The sequence below is a fragment of the Mesorhizobium sp. M1423 genome, assembly GCF_040317575.1.
Taxonomy (GTDB): domain Bacteria; phylum Pseudomonadota; class Alphaproteobacteria; order Rhizobiales; family Rhizobiaceae; genus Mesorhizobium.
In genome coordinates this window covers 329,791-355,374 of record NZ_JAMYKU010000003.1, presented here as the reverse complement: position 1 = coordinate 355,374, position 25,584 = coordinate 329,791, and the positions used below count along the sequence as shown (strand labels likewise).

The window sequence follows — 25,584 nt, the reverse complement described above, 5'->3', positions numbered from 1 at the left end:
ACAGCAAGGATCATAGTGAGAACCGAGAAGACTAGTCGCCGCATTCGATGTGCCCTGAAGCAGATTGTTTTGTATTGCGTGAGAGCTTTGGCAGAGAGTTGCGCCTGAGTTCGTTTTCGAGCTTCGGCGGGAGCGCGACCTTTCAGCCGTGCGTCGGCATAAGATACGGCGCCAGCGGCAAAGGAAAGTCAAAACGCCTATCGCTCAGGTTCTGGTCGGGAGGAACTGCTGTCCGCGGCAGCCTATCTTGGGCCTAGGAGAATTCAGGCCCGGAATGAACCATGACCGCGCAGCAGATCACGCTGGAAACGATGACAATGGCGCATCTGAGCGGTGCTGTCGAACTGTCGCGGCAGGTTGGTGGGCCGGTGGTGGCGAGAAGCAATTCCGAAGCACCGAACCTGATCGACTTCCTGCTGGCCGACAGTGCGGGCGAGTTTGTCCGTATCGACACCGAATCTACAGATCTCGGCGAATGGCTCACCCGTCCTGCCTGGCTCACGTCGTCGGTGGCATAATGATGCGACGAACCGCAGATGAGCTGAAGGACGAAACCACACCACACCGGACTTATGCTCTCGTCAGTCAGGCACTACGCTGAATCGGAGGAAGAAATGCTGGCAAACTCACTGATCGAACTCGATCGCGCACATCTGGTTCACCCGTTTTCATGCTATCGGAGCCACGAGGAGACGGGCGTGCGGGTGCTCAAATCCGCCAAGGGCGCAACAGTAACCGATGCAAGCGGGAAAACCCTGCTGGACGGATTCGCCGGTCTATGGTGTGTAAACATCGGATACGGCCAGGAAAGCGTCGTTGAAGCAGCCGCAAAGCAGCTAAGAGAGCTTCCCTATGCGACGGGATATTTCGGGCTGGGATCCGAGCCTGCCATTCGCCTTGCTGCCAGGCTCGCCGAACTGGCGCCCGGCGATTTGAACCATGTCTATTTCACGATTGGCGGCTCCGACGCAGTCGACAGTACGATCCGCTTCATTCGCTATTACTACCATGCCAAGGGTACGCCGCAAAAGGACCAGTTCATCTCGGTCGAGTATGGCTACCATGGATCCTCGACGGCGGGGTCAGGTCTGACCGCGATCCCGGCTTTCCATGCGGGTTTCGGCGTGCCATACGACTGGCAGCACAAAATTCCTTCGCACTACGCCTATCGCAATCCGGTCGGTTCCGACCCGCAGGCGATCATCGACGCATCGGTCGCGGCCCTGCGGGCCAAAATCGCGGAACTCGGCGCGGGCCGCGTTGCGGCCTTCTACGCCGAACCCATCCAGGGTTCGGGCGGTGTCCTCGTTCCACCGACGGGTTGGCTGAAGGCTCTGCACGCCGTGTGCAAGGAACACGACATTCTGTTCGTTGCCGACGAAGTTATCACTGCCTTTGGCCGTACCGGCCCCCTCTTCGCCTGCGAGGAAGACGAGGTCGTACCGGATTTCATGACCACGGCGAAGGGACTGACCTCGGGCTACGTGCCGATGGGCGCCGTCTTCATGTCGGACCACGTCTACAATACCATCGCGGACGGAGCCGGCAAAGCGGCCGTCGGCCATGGCTATACTTATTCGGCCCATCCCGTGAGCGCGGCGGTCGGGCTCGAATGCCTGCGTCTCTATGAAGATGGCTTGCTCGAGAATGGGCGCAAGGCCGGGAAGCGCCTGATGGAAGGCCTTCGCTCGCTCGCCGACCACCCGCTGGTTGGCGACATCCGCGGTCGCGGCATGCTGGCAGCAATTGAGTTGGTCACCGACAAGGAGCGCAAAACGCCGCTGCCGGCGGCGGCCGATCCGGGGCGCCGCATCTTCGAGCGCGCGTGGGCGAACGGCCTTGTCATCCGCTCCTTCAACAGCGGCATCCTCGGCTTTGCGCCGCCGCTCTGCTGCACGGACGACGATATCGATGGAATCCTCGAACGTACCCGGATGACGCTGGATCAAACCCTCGAAGATAGGGATGTGCGGGCAGCGATGAAGGGATGATCATTGCCATCGCCGAAGCGACCTCGGTCAATGCGGTAGACGCCTAATGCATGTCGCGCAAAAGTGTGCAGCGGTTTTGTGATAGCGACATGCATAAAACAAGAGCCTAAAGCGCGTCGCATGAGGCCGGTCGAACGCGACGCGCTTTAGCGGCGCCGAAGCAAATCCTCAGGTGATGCCGGCGTCTGCCAAGTGCAAAGCAATTTGCCGGTATGTGGAATCTCTTGCCGTTGCACAAGCGCAGCGAAAACAGCAACAGGGAGCGCTGGCGCGCGGCTCTCCAGGTCCGAGACTGCGGAGCAGCTTTCTCATTTGTCGAAAATGATGTCGAGAGGCAAATGGGATTTCACGATCGGTGACTTCAGCACGACGAAGCTGAAATATTTGTCGATTCCGATATCCAATTCGATCATGCGCTCCATGATCGTCTGGTACTCGCTGATGCCCGCTGTGACAAACTTCACTAGGTAGTCGTAACCGCCTGAAACCAGATGGCATTCGATGACAGAATCGACTTTCTGAATTGCGGTGAGAAATCTCGCGAAGTCGTTCTGTTGATGGTGCTTGAGCGTGACTTCGGTGAAGATCGTTAGAGTCTGTCCGAGCTTGGACACGTCGATCTGGGCGGAATAGCCGGTGATGAAGCCTTCCGCCTGAAGCTTCTTCACCCGCATCAGGCAAGGGCTCGGCGAAAGGTTGACCAGGTCGGCTAGCTCGACATTCGTGACCCGCCCGTTCTTTTGCAATTGGGATAAGATCTTGATGTCGATCTTGTCGAGCTTCATTGGAAACCTGTCACACGTTCGAACCGCGGATCGTCCGGCAGACGGCGTCCGTCACTTCCTGCGTGGTCGCTGTCCCTCCCACGTCGGGCGTCAGCACCCCTTCACTCGTCGCCGTTTCCACAGCGCTCATCAACCGGACGGCCGCTGCGCTCTCGCCCAGATGTTCGAGCATCTGGGCAGCGGTCCAGAAGGTGGCGACCGGGTTGGCGATACCCTTGCCGGCGATGTCGAATGCCGAGCCGTGAATTGGCTCGAACATCGAGGGATAGCGCCGCTCGGGATCAATGTTGGCGGTCGGTGCAACGCCGAGACTGCCCGCGAGCGCGCCTGCAAGGTCCGACAATATGTCGGCGTGAAGATTGGTGGCGACGATCGTATCTAGGCTCCGAGGTTTCAACGTCATACGCACTGTCATAGCATCGACTAGCATCTTGTCCCACGCGACGTCGGGGAATTCCCGCGCCACCTCGGCTGCGATTTCGTCCCACATTACCATGCCGTGACGCTGCGCGTTGGATTTCGTAACAACAGTCAGGAGCTTTCGCGGCCGTGACTGCGCCAGCCGGAATGCATAGCGCATGATGCGGGTGACGCCGACGCGCGTGAAGATCGCGACCTCGGTTCCGACCTCCTCGGGGAGGCCGCGATGGGCGCGGCCGCCGTGGCCCGAATACTCGCCCTCGGAATTCTCACGCACGATCACCCAATCCAGATCGCCAGGGCCAACGCCCGCCAGCGGCGAAACAATCCCGGGCAATATCCTGGTCGGCCGCACGTTGGCGTACTGATCAAAGCCTTGGCAGATCGGCAGCCGGAGGCCCCAGAGCGTGATGTCGTCGGGCAGATCGGGAGCGCCTACCGCGCCAAAGAAGATGGCGTCGAAGCGCTTCAGTTGCGCCAGTCCATCTTCGGGCATCATCCGACCATGGGCCTTGTAATAGTCTGAGCCCCAGTCGAAGTGCTGGACGCGCAGCTTGAAGTCGCCGCAGCGCTGCTGCAGCACCTCAAGCGCCTGGAGACCTGCGGCAATCACCTCCGGGCCGATCCCGTCGGCAGGAATGGCGGCAATCTCATATTCGCGCATCGTTACTTCCCTGTTTTTGGTGCTGGCCGCCTCGTGACCTCAATCTCGTGCGCGACCGATTGTACCTTGGCAAGACGGTCTTCTCAGAATTCAGTGACCTGGCCCCACGCCACGGTCTTCAGGCGCTTCGGTCAACTAGGACGCGGATCGACACTGGTCTCGCTGCCCAAGCGCAGCCTAGCGTATGGGCCTCAGCCGTAAGCCGTGAACTTTGTACGAGGGCGGAACATCCTGCCGTTTGAGGCATGAAAGACGGGCAATTGTTGCGACGAATGACCGGTTGGGTCGCACCTCACCTGCGGAGTCGATCATACACTCATTGCATCGGATCGACCCCGGATGAGACCCCGGATGAGTATGAGGGTGACACGGTAATGAAGTTTGCTTCCTACTGGCACGATACTTCGGTTCCATTGGCGGATCCGTGGCCGATCCGGTCTCGGGGGATTTCGAGGTGGCCGTGATTCACACCGGCAAGCCATGGTTTCCTCCCATGCCTCCCATGGTAGGCACATACTATCGTCTGAAGGATGCGGTCGCGTGACCCGGGCGGCGGAAAACGCGCAGAGTGAAATGCTAAATTTGGCCTCCTTTGCAGAAGTTCCTGCTGCCTGCGTGCTAAGTTTCAACGACTCTGCCGGCCAGAAGGGGTCACACTCATTGTCGACTAAGGTCCGTTACTCCCCGGACATCCGCCAAGAGGCATGCAGGCTCCGCAGGGCCACGACAGGGAGGCTTGAAAGTGAGCCGGAGAGCTCACGATAGGGAACAGTTTGACCGATTGATCGCCACGAGGCGGAGATCGAAAACGCAATCCGCAGCGGGCTAAAGAGCGCGGCTGAGAAGGGAGAGGTCTCGATGATCGCCAGCATCCAAGCTGTAGCTCCTCATGAAGTTGCGCTTTCGGTGCGCGACCTGACCGTAAGCCTGCCGGCCGGCATGGAGCGGGTCCATGCGGTCGAGAATATCTCGTTTGATCTGAAACGCGGCCAGATCCTCTGCATCATAGGCGAGTCCGGATCGGGTAAGTCGGTCACGGCGAACGCGATCATGGGGCTTCTGCCAAAGGTGATCCGCCTCTCATCGGGTGTCATCCAGCTGGAGGGGATGAACATCATCGGCATGTCGCCAGACAAGCTGCGCAACCTGCGTGGACGGGTCGTGTCGATGATCTTTCAGGATCCGCTCTCAGCGCTCAATCCCCTGATGACGGTGGGCGCGCAGATTGACGAGGTCATGGCCGCGCATGGCTTCGGTACGCCACAAACCTGCCGCAACCGCGCCGTTGAGCTGCTCACTGAAGTGGGCCTACCAGATCCCCAACTCATGTATCACCAGTATCCTTTCCGGCTTTCGGGCGGGCAGCGGCAGCGCGTCATGATTGCCATGGCCTTGGCGCTCGAGCCGACGGTGCTGATCGCCGATGAGCCAACCACCGCCCTCGACGTCACCACCCAGGCACAGATCCTGCAACTGATCAGCGACATTCAGCGGCGCAAGGGCATGAGCGTGATGTTCATCACCCATGATTTCGGTGTGGTGGCAGAGATCGCCGACAGCGTCGTGGTGATGGAAAAGGGCCACATCGTCGAACAGGGTAGCGCCGAGCAGGTGTTGAAGTCGCCCAAGCATCCTTATACCCGGCGCCTGATCGCGGCCGTACCGCATTTGACCGGCGAAGATCGCCCTCGTCTGGAGTCGGCCAGCAAGGAGCCGATCCTGAAGGTTGAGGGTCTGGTGAAGACCTATCGTGGTGGCAGCGCGCTGTTCGGCGCGCAGCGGACTGTGACAGCGGTGAACGAGGTCTCGTTCGAACTCGCGCCCGGCCGCACGCTGGGGGTCGTAGGCGAGAGCGGTTCGGGAAAGTCGTCGCTGGGCCGGCTGTTGATCAAACTGCTGGACAGCGACGGCGGCGGGATTTTGTTCGAGGGATCTGACATAGCCAAGCTTTCCGAAGCGAAGTTCCGCCCTCTTCGACCGCGGATCCAGATGATCTTCCAGGATCCCTTCGCGTCGCTGAACCCACGCTCAACGGTTGGCCACATCATGACGGTAGGGCCGGTGGCACACGGGATGCCTTATGCCCAAGCGCGCGAGGAAGCGCGTGCGCTCCTGGCTCATGTCGGTCTCGATGCCGGCGCCTTTGGCCGCTATCCGCACGAGTTCTCGGGTGGGCAACGCCAGCGCATCGGCATCGCTCGTGCGCTGATGTTCAAGCCGAAGCTGCTCATTGCCGACGAGGCGGTCTCCGCACTCGACGTCTCGATCCAGGCGCAGATCCTGCAGCTTCTGGACCAGATCCAGCGCGAGACCGGCGTGTCGATGGTTTTCATCACACACGACCTGCGCGTCGCCAGCCAGATCTGCGACGAAATCGCTGTGATGCAGAAGGGCCGGATCGTCGAGCGCGGACCGCCCTCGCAGATATTCCTGAACCCGCAAGCAGCCTACACGCGCCAACTCGTAGCGGCAATTCCAGGAGAGCGGCCGGGCAATGCCCGTCCAGTTGCAGCAAACGCATAAGAAATAACAAGAGAGGAACTACCATGACCAGAAATTCATCGACTACGTCCAACTACTCGAGGCGCGAAGCGCTGCGACTGATGGCGATAGGTGGGGCTGCAGGCCTCATCGCGCCCAACCTGCTGGGCAAGCCCGCCTTCGCCAAGACCCCTCCTGCGGGCCCGGCCGGTCGCGTCGTCGTCGGCCTCTCGCAAGAGCCGACCGTGTTTAATCCGTTGATGGCGCATATCGAAGTCGATGACGCGGTCCATTTCTCGGTTTTCGACGCGCTGGTCCGCATGGATCCCCAAGGTGGCCTACATCCAAACCTCGCAGCCGAGGTGCCAAGCCAGAAGAATGGCGGCATTTCGGAGGACGGTCTCAACTGGCGCATCCGGTTGCGTGACAATGCCCGCTGGCACGATGGTGAGCCCTTCACGGCCGAGGACGTGAAATTCACCCTTGAGCTCATCACGAACCCGAAGTTTCGCGCTTGGCGCACGAGCGGCCATTCGCTCGTGCAGGACATCACAGTGGTTTCGCCCACCGAGATCACTTGGCGGATGAAGGAGGCTTTTGCGCCCTATCTTTCGTTCTTGGCCGAAACCTTCATCGTGCCCAAGCACATTCTGGAGAAAGAGGCCGATCCGAATACAGCCGCGTTCAACCAGGCGCCAGTCGGCACCGGCGCATTCAAATGGAGCCAGCGCGTCGCGGGCGATCATATCGAGCTCGTCGCCAATCCTGAGTACGCGGGCGAGGGCCCCTATATCGAGCAGCTCATCTTCAAATACATCCCCGATATGACGGTGCTCTACACGCAGTTCAAGAGCGGCGACGTGGACCTGGTCGATCAGTCGTTCATCACCGCCGACCATTATACTGAAGCCCGCGAACTACCAGACCGCGTGGTGACACTGGAGACAGGGGCATCCTTGGAGTCGATCTACCTCAATTTGGGCCGCCCGCAGTTCAAGGAGTTGGCAGTGCGCCAGGCGCTCTACGCCGCGTTGGACAGGAAGGCGATCGTCGACACGATCTATTACGGCGTGGGCACTCTCACCGAGACCTTCATGCCGAAGGAGTCCTATTACTACGACCCGAACCTGCCGGTTCAGGAGTTCAATCTGGACCGGGCGCGCCAAATCCTGGATGAGGCCGGCTGGGCGCCGGGGCCGGATGGAATCCGCGCCAAGGATGGGGTGCGACTGTCCTTCTCCAACTCAACAACTTCTGGCAACAACCTCCGCGAGCAGACGCAGCAGTTCCTGCAGCAGACGTTTGCCGAGATCGGCGTCGAGATGACGATCTCGAATTTGCCGGCTGCAGTCATGTGGGGCGAGTTCTGGCTGAAGTCGCAATTTGACACCGCCATGGTGGGCGTCACCTATCTGATTGCCGCGGACCCCGACGCCACAAACCGGCTCCATACGAAGGCAATCGCCGCTCAAGGCGGACACGGTTCGAACACCGGGCAATATTCCAACCCTGAAGTCGATGCCCTGCTCGAAAAGGGTGCTCGCAGCTTCGATCCGGAAGAACGGCGCGGGATCTATAATCGCGTGCAGGAAGTGGTGCGCCATGATCTGCCCTTCCTGCCGCTGTTCGCGTACACAATCGTCCTTGGGCGCAAGAAAGGGTTGGACGGCTTCGAGCCCAACGCCAACACCCGCACCGCGTCGTGGGATGCCGCGGCCTGGCAGTGGAAGGCCTAATCCACGCAGTTGCCGCCGCCCGATCCACTGCGGCGGCGGCAACACACTAAGATCATCAACCCACAATGGAGGACTCGGATGCGCGGCTTCCTGCTCAATCGCCTCTCGCAGAGCCTAGTGCTGCTTGTGATCGTCTCGATCATCGGCTTCGGCATTCTGAACCTCCTCCCCGGCGGCCCCCTGGCACAATTCGGACTCGATCCCGGAATGACCCAGCAGGATATCGAGCGCCTCAAGGGGCTGCTGGGCCTTGATCGCCCTATATGGATCCAATATCTGGACTGGGCATGGCGGCTGGTGCGGGGCGACTGGGGTCACTCCTTCCGCGACGGAGCGCCGGTATTGGAGATCATTGGCAGCCATCTGTTCGCCACGCTGCTGCTGATGGGGTCCTCAACCGCGATTGCGATCTCCATTGGCGCCTGGATTGGAATTCGGGGCGCCACGCGCCGCTACTCACTATTCGACTATCTCGCAACCGTTGGCGCCATGGTCGCATTGTCGGTCCCTACCTTCTGGTTCGGCCTCGTAGGCATCTACATCTTTTCCTTGAAGTTAGGCTGGCTGCCCGCGGGCAATATGTCCGAGATCGGCGATAGCTCGATCCTGGGCTATCTCCACCATCTGATCCTGCCAAGTGTCGTATTGTCGCTGGTCCATGTCGCGATCTGGAGCCGCTACATGCGGACGGCGACACTCGACGCCATTAGCCAGGACTTCGTTAAAACGGCTCGGGCCAAGGGGTTGAGTGAACGCCGGATTCTGATGAAGCATGTCGTTGGCAACGCGCTTTTGCCGATGATTACCTTGGCCGGGATGCAGCTTCCCAGCATTCTGACCGGCGCGCTGGTGACCGAAACCGTCTTTACCTGGCCGGGAATGGGACGGTTGTTCCTCGATAGCCTTGGTTACAGCGACTATCCGGTTGTGATGGGGCTACTGATGTTCTCCGCCATCCTCGTTCTGCTTGGAAACCTGATCGCCGACATTGTCGTCGCTATTGTCGATCCGCGCATTCGTCTGGCCTGAGCGCGCAACTTCCCCGACAGGAGACAGCCGATATGACCGCTCTCACCGCAAATGCAGCTCCAAGCCGATGGAGAAACAACCGCGCGGCACTTCGTTTCATGCGGCATCGCTTGGCGCTGCTCGGGTTGGCGATGATCATCTTCCTGAGCCTCGCTTGCGTCCTCGGCCCCCATCTCCTGCCTTATGACTCCCTGTACATCGATCTGCGGGCCCGCTTTGCCCCGCCGCTGACGGGTTATCACTTTCTAGGTACCGATCCGCTCGGCCGTGACCTTGCGGCAAGACTCTTGATGGCGGGACGAATCTCGCTGCTGGTGGGTTTCTTCGCCATGGTGTTGTCGACGCTCATCGGCACGCTGGTCGGCGTGATTGCAGGCTATCGCGGCGGCTGGGTTGGGGCGGCGCTGATGCGCACCGTCGATGGATTCCTGTCGTTCCCATCGATCTTTCTGCTGCTGGCGCTGGCTGCGGCACTGAAGCCCAGTCCTGTGATGATCACCATCATTATCGCCCTCACCAGTTGGATGGAGGTTGCCCGCATCGTCGAAGCGGAGGTCCGCTCGTTACGCGAACGCGAGTTCGTCCTGGCTGGCCGAATGCTGGGGCTGAGCGGCACGCACATCATGTTCCGCGAGATACTGCCCAACGCAATGGGCCCGATTATCGTCGCTTCCACCTTGACGGTCGCGCGCGCCATTCTCATGGAAGCCTACATCAGCTTCCTCGGCTACGGGATCCAGCCGCCACTGCCCAGCTGGGGCAACATGCTCAATGGCGCCCAGCAATATCTGGGCAGCGCACCTTGGCTGGCAATCATTCCCGGAGCTGCAATCACCATCGCGGTAACCAGTTTCAATTTCATTGGTGACGGACTGCGCGACGCGCTGGACGTACGAGATGACCATATTTGAGGTACCGCGACCGATCGCTTTCTTAATCCCTGGAACATCAAGAGAAGTCAGTCACGTGCACGAGCCCAAAATCGAGAAGAACACGCCCTATTGGTGGGAAGCGGCGCCCGTCATGCCGCTGCCGCGGAAGCCCCTCGCAAAAAAGCTTGACGTGGCAATTGTCGGCGCCGGTTATGCCGGGCTTTCGGCCGGGCTTGTGCTGGTGCGCGAAGGACGCTCGGTCGCAGCCTTTGATACGATGAATCCGGGCGAGGGTGCTTCTACACGCAACGGCGGAATTACCAGCGGAAGCATCCGGCCGGACTATGCCACGATCACCCGGCGCTTCGGTGACGAGAAGGCCATGGCGATCGAGGCCGAGGGCAAGATCGCGCGCGAATTCCTCTACGACTTCATCAGGACCGAAGGGCTGGACTGCGACTTCCGACTGGTTGGCCAGTTCAAGGGCGCTTTTGGATATCAACAGTATGAGAAGATGGCGCGCGGCGCCGAGACGCTGGCGAAGAAACTGGGGATCGAGTCCTTCGCCGTTCCGCATGCTGAGCAGCGAAATTATATCGGAACCGATTTCTACCGCGGCGGAACCGTTCGGATGGACATTGGCGCGCTGCACCCCGCAAAATTCCACGCTGAACTCCTGCGGGTGGCGCTCGCATCCGGGTTGACGGTCCATTCGCATACAGTGGTCAAGTCGATCGAGAGGAATGGTTCGGGGTTCCGCGTCGCGACTTCGGCAGGGACGGTGGATGCACGGCAGGTTCTGGTCTGTACCAACGGCTATACCGACGGCGCCGCTCCCTTCCTTCGGCGCCGCCTGGTTCCGGTCCGCAGCCGGATCATCGTGACCGAGGAACTTGCGCCCGATGTCATGGCGCGACTGATGCCGAAGCTGATGACGATCACCGAGAACCGGCAACTCGGTTTCTATTATCGTCCCTCGCCCGACGGAAAACGCATTCTGCTGGGGGGACGTGACAGTTCTCGCGTCGGCGACCCGGCGGCGCCGAAACTTCTCCTACGCAAGGGCCTCGTGAACCTTTTCCCGGAGTTGGAGAACGTGCGCCTTTCGCATTGCTGGTTCGGCAATGTGGCGATGAACCGAGACATGCTGCCCCGCATCTTCGAAAAGGACGGTATGGTCTATGCAACCGGCTTCTGCGGTTCGGGCGTGGTCTGGGCGCCATGGATCGGTATGCGTGCGGCGCACAAGCTGATGGGGCATGGCGAGCAGTCGCGCACGGCGTTCGACTTTCGACCGCCTTCGGCCATCCCGCTCTATCGTGGCAATCCGTGGTTCATGCCGGCGATTATCCAAGGCTATCGGTTGCAAGACCGTATCGCCTTCTGGCGCGCCAGCCGCTGATCACCGGAAATATCAGGACATTCTCCAGGTTGGATTCGGCCTGGATTGTAGCTGCCCTACCGTGGCTGGAAAGAAAGCATCACCGAACTGCGACACGCGCCCATTCCGATCGCAATCGGTTTTGCGACATCCGGGGCGATCCGTGGTTCATGCGGGCAACCCTTGGCGTATCCGCCGCTGACACGACTGCAGACTCGCGCGGGACACGTTGTTGCCGGAGAGCACTCAAGCAGGGCGGAAAAATCCGTCGGGGCCGGGACCTATCGGTGCGAAGCTGATCAGTGTTGGGACGCCTTTGCGCGGATCAGCGCGTCGGCCATGTAGAGGTCCTGTAGGGAAATACCGGAACTGTCGAAAACCGTGATCTCGTTGTCGAAATGGCGTCCGGGCGCACGCTTTTCAATGACGTCGCCGATTGGTGTTACCGCAAGCACGCCGGCGTCGATCTCGTCGCGCACGTGTTGGAACTCGCCGATCTGGACGGACTGGGAAAGCAGATCACAAAACAGACGTGCCTTGGGAAACAATTCGCTCGGCAATTCGCGCTTGCCTGGAACATCCGACCCCATGCTGGCGATATGGGTTCCGGGTCCCACCCAAGCGGCATCGAACAGCGGTTCGCGTGAGGGCGTCGCAGTCACGACGATGTCGGCCGCGCGCACGGCGTCTTCGGGCACGGCAGCGCGCGCATCCAGGCCTCTTTCGCCGATCTGATCGACAAGAGCGTCGCGTCGCGACGAAGGCCGGGCGACGACCAGCACGGTTTCGATTGGGCGGACGCGTGCCAGCGCCATCACTTCGAAGCCCGCCTGGTTGCCGGCGCCGAATATCGCCAGAACCTTGGCTTGCTTGCGCGCAAGAAGATCGGCCGCGTCGGCGCCGGCCGTCCTGTAGGCGTTGACCTTCCCGGCCTCGATTACGGCGCCGAGTCGACCTGTATGCTGATCGAGCAGCACGATGGTGGAGTTGTGGCGGGGAAGGCCACGTGCCGGGTTGCCCGACCAGAAGGAGCCGATTTTCACTCCGGTCAGGTCGTCCGACGAACCGGATTTGATTGAGAAAGTATTGGTCGCATCATGCGTGCGCCCGAGAACAGCAGGAAAGACCCAATTCTGCCGCGATGCTGATGCCACGAGAGCCTGCCGCGCCGCCTCGAAAGCAAGTTCATGCGTGACGAGGGCGGCTGACTCCTCTTCGCTGATGTAGATCATCCAAAATTCCTCCTGAGCATCAAGCGTTTCATCGCCGGGGAGTGTTGCGGCTATGCCATTGCCATTGGGGATCGTGCGGACGTGACGCCGATCGCGGGCAACCACGAAGCGGCGATTCAAAGTGCCAGGTATTCCTCGCCTGATTTGCGCGATTTGGCATGCCGAGGAACTGCTTAAAACGAACAATCCCGCTGATTTGAAGGGGCAAAACAGCAGCGAAATCTGTCCGCCGGGCGCGACTCTAAGGTCCGACTTCAATCCGACTCTGGATCAAGTGACAGCGTTGCACCTTATGACCGTTGAGCATGACAGAGATATCGTCAGCGCCCCGACCGAGCTGATGAAATTGGAAACCCGCCATTTGCCGGGCGCGCTGAAGCTGTCGCAGGAGATGGCCTGGCCCTACCGCCAGGAGGATTGGGAATTTGCCCTGATGGTCGGCAATGGCCTGGTCCTCGAGAGGGCAGGACAGGTGATTGGCACGGCCATGTCCTGGAATTACGGACATTCCTATGCCACGGTCGGGATGATCATAGTTACTGGCTCCGCGCAAGGCGGTGGCAACGGCGCCCGGCTCTTTGATGGATTGCTTGAGGCGACACACGGCCGCAACGTGCTGCTCAACTCAACCGAAGAGGGGCTGGCGCTCTACAAGCGACGCGGCTTCACTGCCTGGGGCACGGTGCTTCAGCACCAGGGCTCGCTGACTGTCCCCGTGACGCGGAGTACCGGCGACGACATCCGTCAAGCGACAGCCTCCGACCTCACGCCGATCCAGGCCTTCGACGAATCGGCCACGGGCATGCCCCGGCTGGCGATGGTGGCTGCGCTCGCCGATGTGGGCAACGCACTGGTCATTGAGCGCAGGGGACGGATTGCAGGCTACGCTATCGCGAGGAGGTTTGGCCGCGGCTATGTGGTCGGCCCTTGTGCAGCCGAGAGCGACCAAGACGCGCGGCTTCTGATCCTGGCCCAGCTTTCGAAGCTTCACGATCAATTCGTTCGCATCGACGTCTATGCCGAGGATGGATTGGGTGACTGGCTTGAGAGCCTTGGCCTTCAGCGGTCCGGCAGTGCGACCGCCATGGTCAAAGGACAACGACCCGTCGCCGAGGGGCCAGCCCATATGTATGCGTTGGCAAACCAGTCGTTCACTTAGGAAACGAGATTATGAACAAGGTGGCCGCAAACCTGGCAGTGAGCGAGACGGCTAGGACGATCGACGCCTTGGTCACGCCGGCGCTGCTTCTCGACCGTGGGCGGCTCGGACGCAACATTCAGCGCTTGGCTGAGCGCGCCAGGAAGCTTGGCGTGGTGCTGCGCCCGCATATGAAGACGGCCAAGAGCATCGATGTCGCCCGATACGCGTTTCACCGCGAACCCGGACCGATCACGGTCTCGACCATCGCAGAGGCGGAGTATTTCGCGGGCCATGGCTTTCGAGACATGACCTACGCGGTCGGCATCTCGCCGGCCTCGGCCAAGCGCGCCATGGAGCTTTGTCGCCGCGCCGGCGCTGATGTGAAGCTGTTGCTCGATTCGGTCGAGCAGGCCGATGCCCTGGCCAGCGTCCGCGTAGCCACCGGTATGACCCCATCCGTTTTCATCGAACTGGACTGCGATGACCATCGCGGTGGTTTGAGGCCGGACGACCCGAAGTTGCTCGACGTGGCCGGCAGTGTCGTCGCGGCCAGTGCCAAACTCGTCGGCGTTCTCGCCCATGCAGGCGAATCCTATGGCTTGAACACGCCCGATGCGCTGGTCAAGGCAGGCGAGAACGAGCGTTCAGCCACGGTGCGCGCCGCTGAAATCCTGCGCGCCCATGGCCATGCCTGCCCGATCGTCAGCGTCGGCTCGACCCCGACAGCGCATTTCGCCAGCAATCTTGAGGGGGTCACGGAGCTGCGCGCCGGGGTCTACATGTTCTTCGACCTGGTCCAGCACGGCGTTGGGGTGTGCGAACTCGACGACATCGCGATTTCCGTATTGGCCACGGTGATCGGCTCCAACCCGGAAAAGGGATGGGTGCTGGTTGACGCTGGATGGATGGCGCTTTCGCGCGACCGGGGAACCGCAAACCAGCAGATCGACCAGGGTTACGGCGTGGTCTGCGACGAAAAGGGGCGGGTGCTTGAAGATGTGATCGTGGCCCAGGCCAGCCAGGAACACGGTATCCTCACCATTCGTGCCGGTTCTGGAAAGTCCATGCCCGAGCTGCCGCTCGGGACACGGGTCCGGATTCTGCCCAACCATGCGTGTGCGACGGCCGCCCAGCATGATTTCTACAGCGTCGTCAACGGGGCGAGCCCCAAGATTGAAGCGCGCTGGGAGCGGATGCGCGGCTGGTAGGCGCGCGCAACTATGCCTCGGATGTCGCCCCACTCCAATCAGCACTGGTGGTCAAGAAAATGAAGTTTACTTCTTACTGGCTGGATACGTCTCAGCCGTTCAGTGAAGGGTCGTCCAAACCGCTCGAAGGCCACTACGACGTGGCGATTGTGGGCGGCGGCCTGACCGGCTCCTCCGCCGCGCTGGCCCTTGCCAAAAAGGGCGCCAGGGTTGCCCTGTTGGAGGCCGAAACGATCGGCAACGCCGCGTCCGGCCGCAATGGCGGGATGTGCAACAACGGCTTTGCCCAGAATTATGCAATCATGGCTGGCAAGCACGGCAAGCCCGCCGCAAATGCGCTCTACAAGGCTTTCGACGCCGGCGTCGATATGGTCGAGCGGTTGGTGCAGGAAGAGAAGATCGACTGCAGCTTCTCCCGCGTCGGCAAGCTCAAGCTTGCCGCCAAGCCCGAGCACTACGACATGCTGGCGCGCAGCCAGGAACTACTGGCTGCCAATGTCGATCCCGACACCAGGATGATCGCGCGCGAGGACCTGCGAACCGAAGTCGGCACCAACCGCTACCATGGCGGGCTGCTCTTTCCCAAGAGCGCGGCCATGCATGTCGGCCGGTTCGTCCGGGGCCTCGCGACCGCCGCTGCCCGGCGTGGCGCAGAGGTCCATGAACGCTCGCCCGTCATTGCGATGCGCAAGGTTTCAGGCGGGCATGAGGTAACGACGCCAACGGGCAAGATCGTCGCGCGGCAGGTCCTGTTGGCAAGCGGCATTTCCCAGGTTGGCCCGCTCGGCTGGATCCGCCGGCGCATGATCCCGGTCGGCGCATTTCTGATCGTGACCGAGCCACTGTCGCCTTCGCAACTCGAGCGCCTCATGCCGACCCGTCGCAATGTCGTCGACACGCGCAATCTCGTTGTCTACTGGCGGCTCACGCCGGACAATCGCCTTCTGTTCGGCGGGAGGGCGCGCTTTGCCGTGTCCAACCCCCAATCCGACGAAAAAAGCGGCCGGATACTCAAGGCGGCGATGGTCGAGGTCTTTCCGGAACTGGCCGGCACCCGCATCGGCTACTGCTGGGGCGGCATGGTCGATATGACCCGCGATCGCCTGCCGCGGGCCGGAGAGCGCGATGGCATCTATTACTCGATGGGCTATAGCGGACACGGGACCCAGATGTCGACGTTGATGGGCACCATCATGGCCGACGTCATGGACGGGCGCCCCGAGCTCAATCCCTGGAAGGATTTCGACTGGCCAGCGATCCCCGGTTATTTCGGGCGCCCCTGGTTCCTGCCGATTGTCGGCGCCTACTACCGCATGAAGGACCGTGTAGGGTGATGACGCCTCTCGAACACCTGGTCCGCAACGGCCACCTGGACAAGTTCTTCATCGACGGTCAATGGGTTGAGCCGAGCGGCACCGCGACGGGCGTCGTCGTCAATCCCGCCACAGAAGAGGTTGTGAGCCAGTTTCCGCTTGGAAATGGCAAGGACGTTGACGCGGCCGTTGCAGCGGCCCGCCGGGCATTCGCCACCTGGAGTCGGACCACGCCAGAAGACCGCGCGGGTCCGCTCGATCGCCTGCAAGCGCTGCTCGAGGCGCGCGGCGAACTGCTGGCTCAATGCCTGAGCCTCGAAATGGGCGCGGCGATCGGCTATGCGCGCAGCGCCCAGGTGTCGCTGGCGATCACGCATGTTAAGGTCGCTCGCGATGTGCTGACAGACTTTCGCTTCGTCAAGCAACGGGGGCAAACCGCCGTCACCCACGAACCGATCGGTGTCTGCGCCTTGATCACGCCGTGGAACTGGCCACTTTACCAGATCACCGCCAAGGTTTCGCCGGCGCTCGCTGCAGGCTGCACGATCGTGCTGAAGCCGAGTGAGCTTTCTCCCTTGGACGCCCTGCTATTCGCCGAGGCAATCGAGGAAGCCGGCTTCCCTGCCGGGGTTTTCAACCTCGTGCAAGGTGATGGTCCAGGCGTGGGTATGGGTCTCGCCTCCCATCCGGATGTCGACATGATCTCCATTACCGGGTCCACCCGCGCGGGCATTGTTGTGGCCCAGGCGGCAGCGCCAACGGTCAAGCGTGTCGCGCAGGAACTCGGCGGCAAGTCGCCGAACGTGATCCTGCCGGACGCCGATCTCGATCGCGCCGTTTCTCTGGGCGTAGTCGCCGCCTTCCGCAATCTCGGCCAGTCATGCAGCGCCCCGACGCGCATGATTGTGCCACGCGTGCTGCTCTCCGAGATCGAGGAAATCGCCAAGGGGGCCGCGGCCCAGATCGTCGTCGGCGATCCTCTTTCGGAAGCCACAACTCATGGTGCAATCGCCAACCGCGCCCAATTCGATCGCATCCAAACCATGATCGGCGTCGGCATTTCGGAAGGCGCCAGGCTCCTCACCGGAGGACCGGGTCGTGCGCACGATCTGAACGTCGGGTTCTATGTGAGGCCGACCATTTTTTCCGACGTGCGGACGAGCATGCGTATTGCCCAGGAAGAGGTCTTCGGGCCAGTTCTCTGCATCATCCCCTACGACACAGTCGAGGAGGCCGTCACCATCGCCAACGACACGGTCTACGGTCTGGGGGCCCATGTGCAGGGCGGGGATGTGGACGCCGTCAGGGACGTGGCCTCGCGGATTCGCTCCGGTCAGGTGCATCTCAACTACCCGGCCTGGGATCCGCACGCCCCGTTTGGCGGTTTCAAGCAGTCCGGAAACGGACGCGAATATGGCATCGAGGGCATGTTGGAGTATCTCGAGGTCAAATCCATCCTCGGCTATTTCTAGGCGACATCTTCACCCAGCGCAGACGGCGGGATGCCGAGAAACATGGGCAATCCAGGCTCAACGCGGCGATGTATCGGCTCAGGAACCGGAACTGACGATCAGTCTGGCTCTACCAAGGGGACCACATCCGTGTGACCGGACAAAATGTAGCCGGGCACGTCAGGCGGGCCTACCGTTGCGAACAGGTCGCTACCGTCGCGCTGCCGGGCCGGGGCAACACAATCGCGGCAGCGCCGCAACTGGCGGCATCTTGCTGGAGTCCACGATTTCGCCATTGAGCCTGCCAAGGACCATGGGAAGACACGAGGCGCAGCGTCCACGGAGCACTAGGACAGTTCGAGTAGGAAAACTGACACTCCGAAAGAAGCGCGCGTTCCGTGTCACGATATTCGGCGCAAAATACCGAAAATCGGCGCCAGTCGGAGCATTTCTGCGGCACCAATCGCCGATACTGCTAGCTCCATTGATCGCCGAGGCCGCCATGTCCCCTGTTATCCACCAAATCAGTAGCGATAAGGCGCTACCCGAGTCAGCAGACGTCGTGGTGATCGGCGGCGGGATTGTCGGCGCCAGCGCGGCCTATTTCCTGGCGCGGCGCGGCCTGTCGGTGGCGCTTGTCGAAAAGGGGTATGTCGGCTGCGAACAGTCCAGCCGGAACTGGGGCTGGTGCCGTCGGCAGAACCGCGATGCACGTGAGTTGCCGCTTGCCAATCTGTCGATGCGCCTGTGGGAAGAGCTCACCAAAGAGATTGGGCACGACCTTGGCTTCCGCCGTTGCGGGCTCACCTATGCGACGAACGATCCAAAGCAGCTCGCCGAATGGGACAAGTGGCGCGAGGTTGCGCGGCGGTTCGACGTCAATACGCGGATGCTTACCGCCGACGAGGCTGCTGCCGCCGTTCCAGCGGCGGGCGGCAAATGGCTGGGCGGCGTCCACGCAGCAGACGATGGCAAGGCCGAACCCTGGCTTGCCGCCCCTCGGATCGCCGAGGGCGCGCGCAAGCATAGCGCGACCATTCATCAGAACTGCGCGGCACGCGGCCTGGATATCACCAATGGGCAAGTGAGCGGCGTCGTCACCGAGAAAGGCCTTATCCGCACCAGCGCGGTGCTATGTGCCGCCGGCGCCTGGGCTTCTGCTTTCCTGCGCATGCATGCGGTTTCGCTGCCGCAGGCCAGCGTCCGTCAGACCGCCTTACGGACCGCTCCTGCACCGGATTTTGGCGAGGCTGTCTATACTTCCGACTTTGCCATGACGCGCCGGCTCGATGGCAGCTACACGATCGCGGTCAGCGGCAGGGCGACCCTCGAGATCACGCCGCAGGGGATCCGCTATGTCCGCCCGTTTCTGCCGATGTTCATGAAACGGCTGAAGGCCGTCGAGATCGGCATAGGCCGCTCGTTCTTCCAGGGCCCGGAAACACTCCGTCGCTGGCATCTCGACAGGCCGACCCCCTTTGAGCGAATCCGCGTCCTCGATCCTGCGCCGGACAAGCGAATGGTGGCAACCATCATGACGCGGGTAAAAGCCCTGTTCCCCACCGTTGCCGATGCCGGCGTCGTGTCCTCCTGGGGTGGATATATCGACTCCACACCGGACGCCGTACCCGTGATTTCACCGGTGGACAGCATCGGTGGAGTGTTCGTCGCCGCAGGCTGTTCCGGACACGGCTTCGGCGTCGGCCCTGGAATTGGCCATCTGGCGGCGGATCTGGTCGCAGGTGACGCGGCAAGCGTCGACCCGACTCCATTCCGCCTGTCGCGCTTCACGGACAGATCGAAAATTGAAGTTGGCGACTTCTGATGCAATTTTGCCGCGTAGCGGCAGCAAAGAGCGCTGGGTCTGGCCGCATATCTACGGGCTCAAGCGCGATCTGGACCGTTTCGTGACCGCTATGGCCGATGCGGTCGCACAGGTGCATCGCAGGGAGCTCGCACTGCAGGAGCTGACGGTCGCGGATACGTGCGGCCAGGCGATCAGAAGATGGGCGAGATGATCCGTTATCTTCCTGGCAACTATGCCGCGGTCTTCTGGCAAATCATGGCTCGGTATTGCAACCCAAGACCTGGAGAGCGCCGTCGACGGAGCCGATGAACTGGAAGAAACCGCCAACGTCTGCTGCAAGGCGCCGGAAGAGGATTCTCGCGCGAGACCAGGTTGATGAACTGGTCCAAACATCCGGTTCCGCCGCCGATCCATGTGACGAGTGCGCCCGATCGTGCAAGGGCAATTCGTGAAATAAGCGCGACTGCAATGGTGCTAGGCAAGCCCGACCGCGTGTCGGGAGGCAGTTGTGAAAGTTGCGATCATCGGACCAGGCTCGCTCGGCAAGGCCTTGGCGAAATGTCTTGGCCTCGCCGGGCACGAAATTCGCCTCAGCTTCAGTCGTGACGAAGGCAAGTTGCGCGCAATCGCGGCAACCCTCCGTGTTGACTTCGGTGCCCCTGACGAAGTGGCGAGATGGGCCGACGTAATTGCCCTGGCGACGCCATGGCCGGCTCTCGAGTTGGCAATGGACGCGCTTGGCGATTTGTCGGGCAAGATCGTCTGGGACAATACCAATGCAGTCGCGCCTGATCTTTCCACGATGCTGGTCGGCACTACGACGTCGGTAGGCGAGGAGGTTCAGAGGCTCGCGCCGGGCGCGCTTGTCGTCAAGTGCATTCCGACCTTTGCCGAATTGCTTGACAGGGATGATCCGCGTCTCAACGGCGATCCGGTAACGAGCTATGTCGCCGGCAATGACGCAGATGCCAAGGCGGCGATTTGCCGGCTTCTCGCCGATCTACCGACAATGCCGGTCGATGTCGGCGATCTCACGGCCTCGCGCCTGATCGAGCCGATGATGCTGCTATTGGTCCAACTCGCCTATCGGCGCGGGATGGGGCCGAGAATTTCCTTCAATCTCATTCGACAGGACGGGATCGGTTCATGACTGATTATCTACCCGCGCGGCGCAAGGCGATTCCAGTAGGACGTCTGCTGATCGATGGCCAATGGCGCGATGCTGTCAGTGGCGAGACGTCGACGACTTTTGATCCGACCACGGAGGCGGCGATCACCAATATTGCGAAGGCTGGCGTCACCGACACAAGCGATGCCGTCGCGGCCGCGCGGCGGGCTTTCGAGCAAGGACCCTGGGCGCGGATGCATCATGAGGAGCGCGCGAAGGTCCTGTTCCGCATCGCCGATCTGTTGGACGAGCGCGCCGAGGATTTCGCGGTGCGCGAGGCGATGGACATGGGTATGCCCTATCGCGATTTCCGCGATATCATCATGCCGCACTGCTCGGGACTGTTCCGCTTTCATGGCGGGCTCGCCATGAGCGCGATGGACGGCGCCTATCGTACCAGCTACGAACCAAATATCAGGATCCTGACGCGGCGTGAGCCGCTCGGCGTGGTCGCTGCGATCACCCCGTTCAATTTTCCCCTCGCGCTGTCCTGTTCGAAGATCGCGCCGGCACTCGCGGCGGGTAACACGGTCGTTCACAAGCCTGCGACCGACACGCCCCTGACGGCCCTCGCCTTGGCGCAAGTCATCCTCGACGCAGGCGTGCCGCCAGGCGTCTACAATCTCGTCACCGGCCCAGGCGGCACCATCGGCGACGCGCTGGTCAACGATGCCCGCGTCGACAAGATCGCCTTCACCGGGTCGACCGCCGTTGGCCAGGGCATCATGCGCAACGGTGCCGGGACGATGAAACACCTGACCATGGAGCTCGGCGGCAAGAGTCCCAATATCGTTTTCGCCGATGCCGATATCGATGCCGCGATACAGGCAGCCTTCTGGGGCATCTTCTGGAACAAGGGCGAAGTCTGCGTGGCCGGATCGCGCCTGCTGGTCGAACGCGCCTGCTATGACGAGGTCGTCGAGAAGCTGAGCGCCATGGCGAAGTCGGCGACGCTCGGCGATCCGCTGGACCCTGCGACGATGATCGGGCCGATCGCGTCGCGCGGCGAGTATGACAAGGTCTTGAGCTATATCGAAGAGGGCAAGCGCACCGCGCGACTGACCGCGGGCGGCGGCACCCGCCAGGTCAACGGCAAGGGCCTTTTCGTCGAGCCGACTATCTTCGCCGATGCGACCAACGACCTAAGGATGTCGCGCGAAGAGATTTTCGGCCCCGTCCTGCCGGTGATTCCATTCGACAGCGAGGAGGACGCGATCCGGATCGCAAACGACACGAGCTACGGGCTCGCCTCGGGCATCCAGACCAGCGATCTCGGCCGCGCCTTGCGGCTCGCCGACCGGATCAAGGCAGGCACGGTCTGGCTGAACTGCTGGCACAAGTACCATCCTAATGCGCCGTTCGGAGGCTTCAAGATGAGCGGCTATGGCCGCGAGCAGGGCCGCGAGGCGTGGGAAAGCTACACCCAATACAAGACGATTTGGGCGAATCTTGGCGAACCAGTCGAGATGGCGCGATGAGCGTGCGTGATCCCAACCCACTCGACCCGCTGCATCCAAAGCGGGTCGCGATGGTCCTTTCAAACCCGGCTGTATCAACCACCACAGGCTGGCCGGTCGGGTTTTGGTGGAGCGAGTTAACTCATCCCTGGCTCGCCTTCACGGAGCGCGGATACGAAGTCGCGATCTTCTCGCCTGAGGGCGGCAAATGCGAGGCGGATGCGTTGAGCGACCCGCGTGATCCGTCCGGCTATTCGGATACGGATCTGATCTCGCTCGGTTTCCTGTCGACGCCGAAACTGGCGGCGCTGGTGGAGACGACCCGGCCCATCGCAGAGCTGTCGTTCGACGCGTTCGACGCGATCGTCGTCGCTGGCGGCCAGGCGCCGATGTTCACCTTCCAAGGCGCGACTGAGTTGCAGCGGCTGTTCGTCGCCTTTTTTGCGGCCGGCAAGGTCGCGGCCGCCTTGTGTCATGGCGTCGCGCTGCTGCGCTACGCGCGCCTCTCAACCGGCGAGCTGCTGGCCAAAGGGCGCACTGTCACAGGTTTCGCCAATGTCGAGGAAGACTTCGCCGATAATGCCGTCTGGGAGATGGGCGCGCTGCCGCACGGTACGCATCTGATGCCATGGCGGATCGAGGATGAGATGCGTGCGCTCGGCGCGAACTATATTCAGGCCGGGCTGTGGCGCGATTTTGCCGTGCGCGACGGCAATTTGATCACCGGCCAGCAGAACTTCTCCGGAGCGGCGACCGCCCGTCTTGTCATCGAGGCGCTCGGTGGCTGAGGACCAAAGGCCGCTCCTGTGGGTGAACTTCGGGAGTCAAACTCGCGGTCAGGACAGCGATGCCAAACGACATCGGCCCAATAGATTCGGGGCCCGTCCAAGAACTCCACTTCAAACAACCACTATCAGCAGCGAGGATGAACCATGGCCGTAGTGACGACACTTGATATTGCCGGCCTGACGGCCGAAGATTATAGCCGCATCCTCGATCGGATCGGCGTGGAGAAACGGCCCGCTGGCGGCATCTACCAGCACATCGCGCATGCCACCGACGATGGCTATCGCATCATCGAGATATGGGACGACAAGGCAGGCCTGGAACTCTTCTTGCAGGACACATTGTTTCCCGCCGCACAGGAACTGCAAATTCAGCGTGAAATGACCATTATGACCCAGACACTGCACAACATCTTTGTGCCCCGGATCGGTGACCTGACTGCCCTAGCAAATGATGCCCCTGGTGGACCAGTCAAACGGGCAAAAGTGTAGGCGTCAAGGATCGAGGATGCGGCGATCGATCATCGAAGTCCTGGAGGAACTTGCGTCCGGACGCCCGGTACAACGATGGTGACCGCGGCAAGTGCAAAGAGGTTGTTCTTTCCTGCCGGCGACTATCGCCATGCACCGGCCGGAGTCGTTCAGCTGCGTGTGATTCGCAGCGGTTCATCCTATGCAGAGATCGATCTTGGCCGCGGGCTGCGGCGCGTCTTCACGCGCCCCGGTGATCTGCTGCTCAGTCTTCCCGAGCGGGCCACGCGGTTCAAGATCGAGGAGCCGCGAGAGCTGACGATGATCACCGTTGACTCCGCGCTGGCGTCAAGGCTCCTGGTATCCGCAGCCGGCACCCTTGAGGACTTGGTGATCCTGACCGATCGACCGATACGCGATTCGCTGGTGGCCGAGTTGTGCCGACGCCTCGAAGGCGACCCGCCAGCCAATGCCATCGTCCGTGAATGGACGCTGGGCCTGATTTTCGTGAACCTGCTCCGTCTCGGGCATGCACGCCAGCGGCGGCAGAAATCTCCGCTCCTGACCTCGCAGCGGTTCGACCGGGTCCTCGCTGCGATTGACGGCGATCTGGAAAAGGGGGTCTCGATCGACCATCTTGCCGGAATCTCGGGAATGCCACGACGCGCCTTCACCGCCGCCTTTCGCGAGGCGACGCAATTGCCGGTACATCAATTCATTTTACGCCGCCGCGTTGATCGCGCGGTCGAGCTTTTGGAAAATAGCGATCTGCCGCTGGCCGAGATTGCTCAACATGCGGGTTTCACTCACCAGGCCCATATGAATCGCGTCGTGACCCGATTGAAAGGGCTGTCGCCAGGCCGGCTGCGGTCTCGCAGGCGCGAGGGCTGACTTGTGATCTATTCCATCATCAGAATTCGAATAGCGGAGACGTGATTTGCTGAAACGTCCGTTGGCTAAAATGCCCGACAGTTTGCGTGCAGAGCTCGAGGCCGCAAATCTGATGCCTGCTTTCAAGCAACGGCCTCCCTATCAGCGCAATGATTACTTGCACTGGATCGCGCGCGCCCGTCACCCAGAAACACGCCGAAAGCGCATAAATCAGATGATTGACGAGCTTACAAAGGGAGGAATCTACATGGGCATGCAATAAGAGCTGGCATCGCCACGAAGCTAGCAGGTCGGTCAACGATCATTTTCCAATCCGTCGCTTATCGAGATCTGATGCTTTCCGGATTGATCTTCACCGGGTTCCCCACGACTTTGCGTAGAGGGTGCAGAGAGCCAATAGTGACAATCGAACCTATCCTCCATTTTCGTTTGCGGCAGGTGGCCTTATGATCGTGACATCGCAAAGCAGCAACGTGCTTGGCAGCACGTCGGGAAGGTGGCGCGTCTGGTCGCTCTCGGACGGTTACATCGAGATGCCGGCGGACCTTCTGCGGGATCCGCAGGATAATCCGGTGCCGCAAGCTGCGCAGGCAGGGGCGCTTCGCCTGTCTGTCAATTGCTTCGCCCTTGCAGGTCCAGGCGTTGACGGCGTTCTTATCGACAGCGGAGGAGGGGGCTGGGCCCCGACAGTGGGGCGTCTTGAGCAGGCCATGGCGGAAGCCAGGATTGACCCGGCTTCGATCACGGTCTTGGCGCTCACCCACGCCCATCAGGATCATGTGCACGGACTTTTGACCCCCGACGGCCGAGCGCTCTTTCCAAACTTGAAGGCGATCGTAATTCCCGAGGCGGCTGTGGAGAGCTTTTTCGCTTACGCGCACCTTGCGCAGTTCCGGCCCCTGCTGAAGCCCGTCCAGAATGGCGACCAGGTGGGTGAGCGATTGAGGGCGGTCGCCCTGCCCGGTCATGCTGCCGGCCATACCGGCTACGCGTTCGACGCGGACGAGGACCGTTTCCTATTCTTCGGGGACATCGTTCATGTGCCGGCCTTGCAGTTCGGCAATCCCGCGTTCAGTTGGAGCTATGACGACGATCAGCTGACCGCGCGAGCAACCCGCCTAAAGGTTTTCAGTGACCCGGCCGAGGCGGGGACGTGGATCGCCGGCGCGCACCTTGGCTGGCCGGGCATCGGTCGCGTGGTGCGTAAGGGCGAAGCATACGGCTATGAGCCGGCTCGAGCGATGCCGCCGCGTTCAAAGTGATACCGCATCTTTCCCGTCGCGCTGTGCCTTGGCTAAACC

General features: G+C 61.4%; 23 protein-coding genes. 20 read left to right on the top strand and 3 right to left on the bottom strand.

What is annotated here, in order from left to right:
- Nucleotides 1-281 precede the first annotated feature (281 nt).
- Complete coding sequence (locus NKG95_RS06450) at nucleotides 282-518, top strand: hypothetical protein (RefSeq protein ID WP_353040221.1); 237 nt, start codon at nucleotides 282-284, stop codon at nucleotides 516-518.
- Nucleotides 519-614: 96 nt separating this feature from the next.
- Complete coding sequence (locus NKG95_RS06445; RefSeq protein WP_353040220.1) at nucleotides 615-1,991, top strand: aspartate aminotransferase family protein; 1,377 nt, start codon at nucleotides 615-617, stop codon at nucleotides 1,989-1,991.
- A gap of 308 nt (nucleotides 1,992-2,299) precedes the next feature.
- Here NKG95_RS06445 and NKG95_RS06440 read toward each other — a convergent pair whose 3' ends face one another.
- Together NKG95_RS06440 and NKG95_RS06435 are read right to left on the bottom strand one after the other, a co-directional pair.
- Complete coding sequence (locus NKG95_RS06440) at nucleotides 2,300-2,776, bottom strand: Lrp/AsnC family transcriptional regulator (protein WP_023718597.1); 477 nt, start codon at nucleotides 2,774-2,776, stop codon at nucleotides 2,300-2,302.
- A gap of 10 nt (nucleotides 2,777-2,786) precedes the next feature.
- The gene (locus tag NKG95_RS06435; protein ID WP_353040219.1) at nucleotides 2,787-3,860 is read right to left on the bottom strand and encodes a tartrate dehydrogenase; all 1,074 of its coding nucleotides are present in this window, start codon (nucleotides 3,858-3,860) and stop codon (nucleotides 2,787-2,789) included.
- Nucleotides 3,861-4,718: 858 nt separating this feature from the next.
- Between NKG95_RS06435 and NKG95_RS06430 the strand changes: the two genes are divergently transcribed.
- The 5 genes from NKG95_RS06430 to NKG95_RS06410 all read left to right on the top strand — a co-directional run bounded on the left by NKG95_RS06430 (nucleotide 4,719) and on the right by NKG95_RS06410 (nucleotide 11,380).
- Nucleotides 4,719-6,383, top strand: coding sequence for an ABC transporter ATP-binding protein (locus tag NKG95_RS06430; protein WP_023718595.1), 1,665 nt, complete (start codon nucleotides 4,719-4,721; stop codon nucleotides 6,381-6,383).
- Nucleotides 6,384-6,406: 23 nt separating this feature from the next.
- Entirely contained in the window at nucleotides 6,407-8,077 is a 1,671-nt protein-coding gene (locus NKG95_RS06425; protein ID WP_031193878.1) for a peptide ABC transporter substrate-binding protein, read from the top strand.
- 78 nt (nucleotides 8,078-8,155) lie between these two features.
- Complete coding sequence (locus NKG95_RS06420; protein ID WP_023718593.1) at nucleotides 8,156-9,106, top strand: ABC transporter permease; 951 nt, start codon at nucleotides 8,156-8,158, stop codon at nucleotides 9,104-9,106.
- 32 nt (nucleotides 9,107-9,138) lie between these two features.
- Nucleotides 9,139-10,017, top strand: coding sequence for an ABC transporter permease (locus NKG95_RS06415; protein ID WP_031193877.1), 879 nt, complete (start codon nucleotides 9,139-9,141; stop codon nucleotides 10,015-10,017).
- Between the two features lie 112 nt (nucleotides 10,018-10,129).
- Nucleotides 10,130-11,380 carry an NAD(P)/FAD-dependent oxidoreductase gene (locus NKG95_RS06410; protein ID WP_502913923.1) on the top strand — a complete coding sequence of 417 codons (1,251 nt, stop codon included), beginning with the start codon at nucleotides 10,130-10,132 and terminating at the stop codon, nucleotides 11,378-11,380.
- A 278-nt stretch (nucleotides 11,381-11,658) separates the two neighbouring features.
- On the opposite strand, the gene NKG95_RS06405 is transcribed toward NKG95_RS06410, so the two are convergent.
- Complete coding sequence (locus NKG95_RS06405; RefSeq protein WP_353040217.1) at nucleotides 11,659-12,591, bottom strand: ornithine cyclodeaminase family protein; 933 nt, start codon at nucleotides 12,589-12,591, stop codon at nucleotides 11,659-11,661.
- Between the two features lie 121 nt (nucleotides 12,592-12,712).
- Between NKG95_RS06405 and NKG95_RS06400 the strand changes: the two genes are divergently transcribed.
- The 13 genes from NKG95_RS06400 (at nucleotide 12,713) to NKG95_RS06340 (ending at nucleotide 25,545) form a co-directional block, all read left to right on the top strand.
- The gene (locus tag NKG95_RS06400) at nucleotides 12,713-13,750 is read left to right on the top strand and encodes a GNAT family N-acetyltransferase (protein ID WP_353021250.1); all 1,038 of its coding nucleotides are present in this window, start codon (nucleotides 12,713-12,715) and stop codon (nucleotides 13,748-13,750) included.
- An 11-nt stretch (nucleotides 13,751-13,761) separates the two neighbouring features.
- On the top strand, nucleotides 13,762-14,940 hold the full coding sequence (locus tag NKG95_RS06395) for an alanine racemase (RefSeq protein WP_353040216.1): 1,179 nt from the start codon (nucleotides 13,762-13,764) through the stop codon (nucleotides 14,938-14,940).
- A gap of 59 nt (nucleotides 14,941-14,999) precedes the next feature.
- Complete coding sequence (locus NKG95_RS06390; protein ID WP_353021254.1) at nucleotides 15,000-16,274, top strand: NAD(P)/FAD-dependent oxidoreductase; 1,275 nt, start codon at nucleotides 15,000-15,002, stop codon at nucleotides 16,272-16,274.
- Nucleotides 16,271-17,725, top strand: a complete 1,455-nt coding sequence (locus NKG95_RS06385; protein ID WP_353040215.1) for an aldehyde dehydrogenase family protein — start codon at nucleotides 16,271-16,273, stop codon at nucleotides 17,723-17,725. Before NKG95_RS06390 ends, NKG95_RS06385 begins: the two co-directional genes overlap by 4 nt.
- Nucleotides 17,726-18,206: 481 nt before the next feature.
- A complete protein-coding gene (locus tag NKG95_RS06380) occupies nucleotides 18,207-19,529 on the top strand; it encodes an NAD(P)/FAD-dependent oxidoreductase (protein ID WP_353021258.1) in 1,323 nt (440 codons plus the stop codon).
- A complete protein-coding gene (locus NKG95_RS06375; protein WP_352589407.1) occupies nucleotides 19,516-19,722 on the top strand; it encodes a hypothetical protein in 207 nt (68 codons plus the stop codon). The genes NKG95_RS06380 and NKG95_RS06375 overlap by 14 nt, the downstream gene beginning before the upstream one ends.
- Nucleotides 19,723-20,019: 297 nt before the next feature.
- Entirely contained in the window at nucleotides 20,020-20,661 is a 642-nt protein-coding gene (locus tag NKG95_RS06370) for an NADPH-dependent F420 reductase (RefSeq protein ID WP_353040214.1), read from the top strand.
- Nucleotides 20,658-22,157, top strand: a complete 1,500-nt coding sequence (locus tag NKG95_RS06365; protein WP_353040213.1) for an aldehyde dehydrogenase family protein — start codon at nucleotides 20,658-20,660, stop codon at nucleotides 22,155-22,157. Before NKG95_RS06370 ends, NKG95_RS06365 begins: the two co-directional genes overlap by 4 nt.
- Complete coding sequence (locus NKG95_RS06360; protein WP_352639351.1) at nucleotides 22,154-22,924, top strand: type 1 glutamine amidotransferase domain-containing protein; 771 nt, start codon at nucleotides 22,154-22,156, stop codon at nucleotides 22,922-22,924. The genes NKG95_RS06365 and NKG95_RS06360 overlap by 4 nt, the downstream gene beginning before the upstream one ends.
- 144 nt (nucleotides 22,925-23,068) lie before the next feature.
- Entirely contained in the window at nucleotides 23,069-23,413 is a 345-nt protein-coding gene (locus tag NKG95_RS06355) for a hypothetical protein (RefSeq protein WP_023718579.1), read from the top strand.
- Nucleotides 23,414-23,488: 75 nt separating this feature from the next.
- Nucleotides 23,489-24,283, top strand: a complete 795-nt coding sequence (locus tag NKG95_RS06350; RefSeq protein ID WP_353021270.1) for a helix-turn-helix domain-containing protein — start codon at nucleotides 23,489-23,491, stop codon at nucleotides 24,281-24,283.
- Nucleotides 24,284-24,353: 70 nt separating this feature from the next.
- The gene (locus NKG95_RS06345) at nucleotides 24,354-24,545 is read left to right on the top strand and encodes a YdeI/OmpD-associated family protein (RefSeq protein ID WP_352856643.1); all 192 of its coding nucleotides are present in this window, start codon (nucleotides 24,354-24,356) and stop codon (nucleotides 24,543-24,545) included.
- A gap of 184 nt (nucleotides 24,546-24,729) precedes the next feature.
- Nucleotides 24,730-25,545 carry an MBL fold metallo-hydrolase gene (locus NKG95_RS06340; RefSeq protein WP_353040212.1) on the top strand — a complete coding sequence of 272 codons (816 nt, stop codon included), beginning with the start codon at nucleotides 24,730-24,732 and terminating at the stop codon, nucleotides 25,543-25,545.
- The last annotated feature ends 39 nt before the right edge of the window (nucleotides 25,546-25,584 follow it).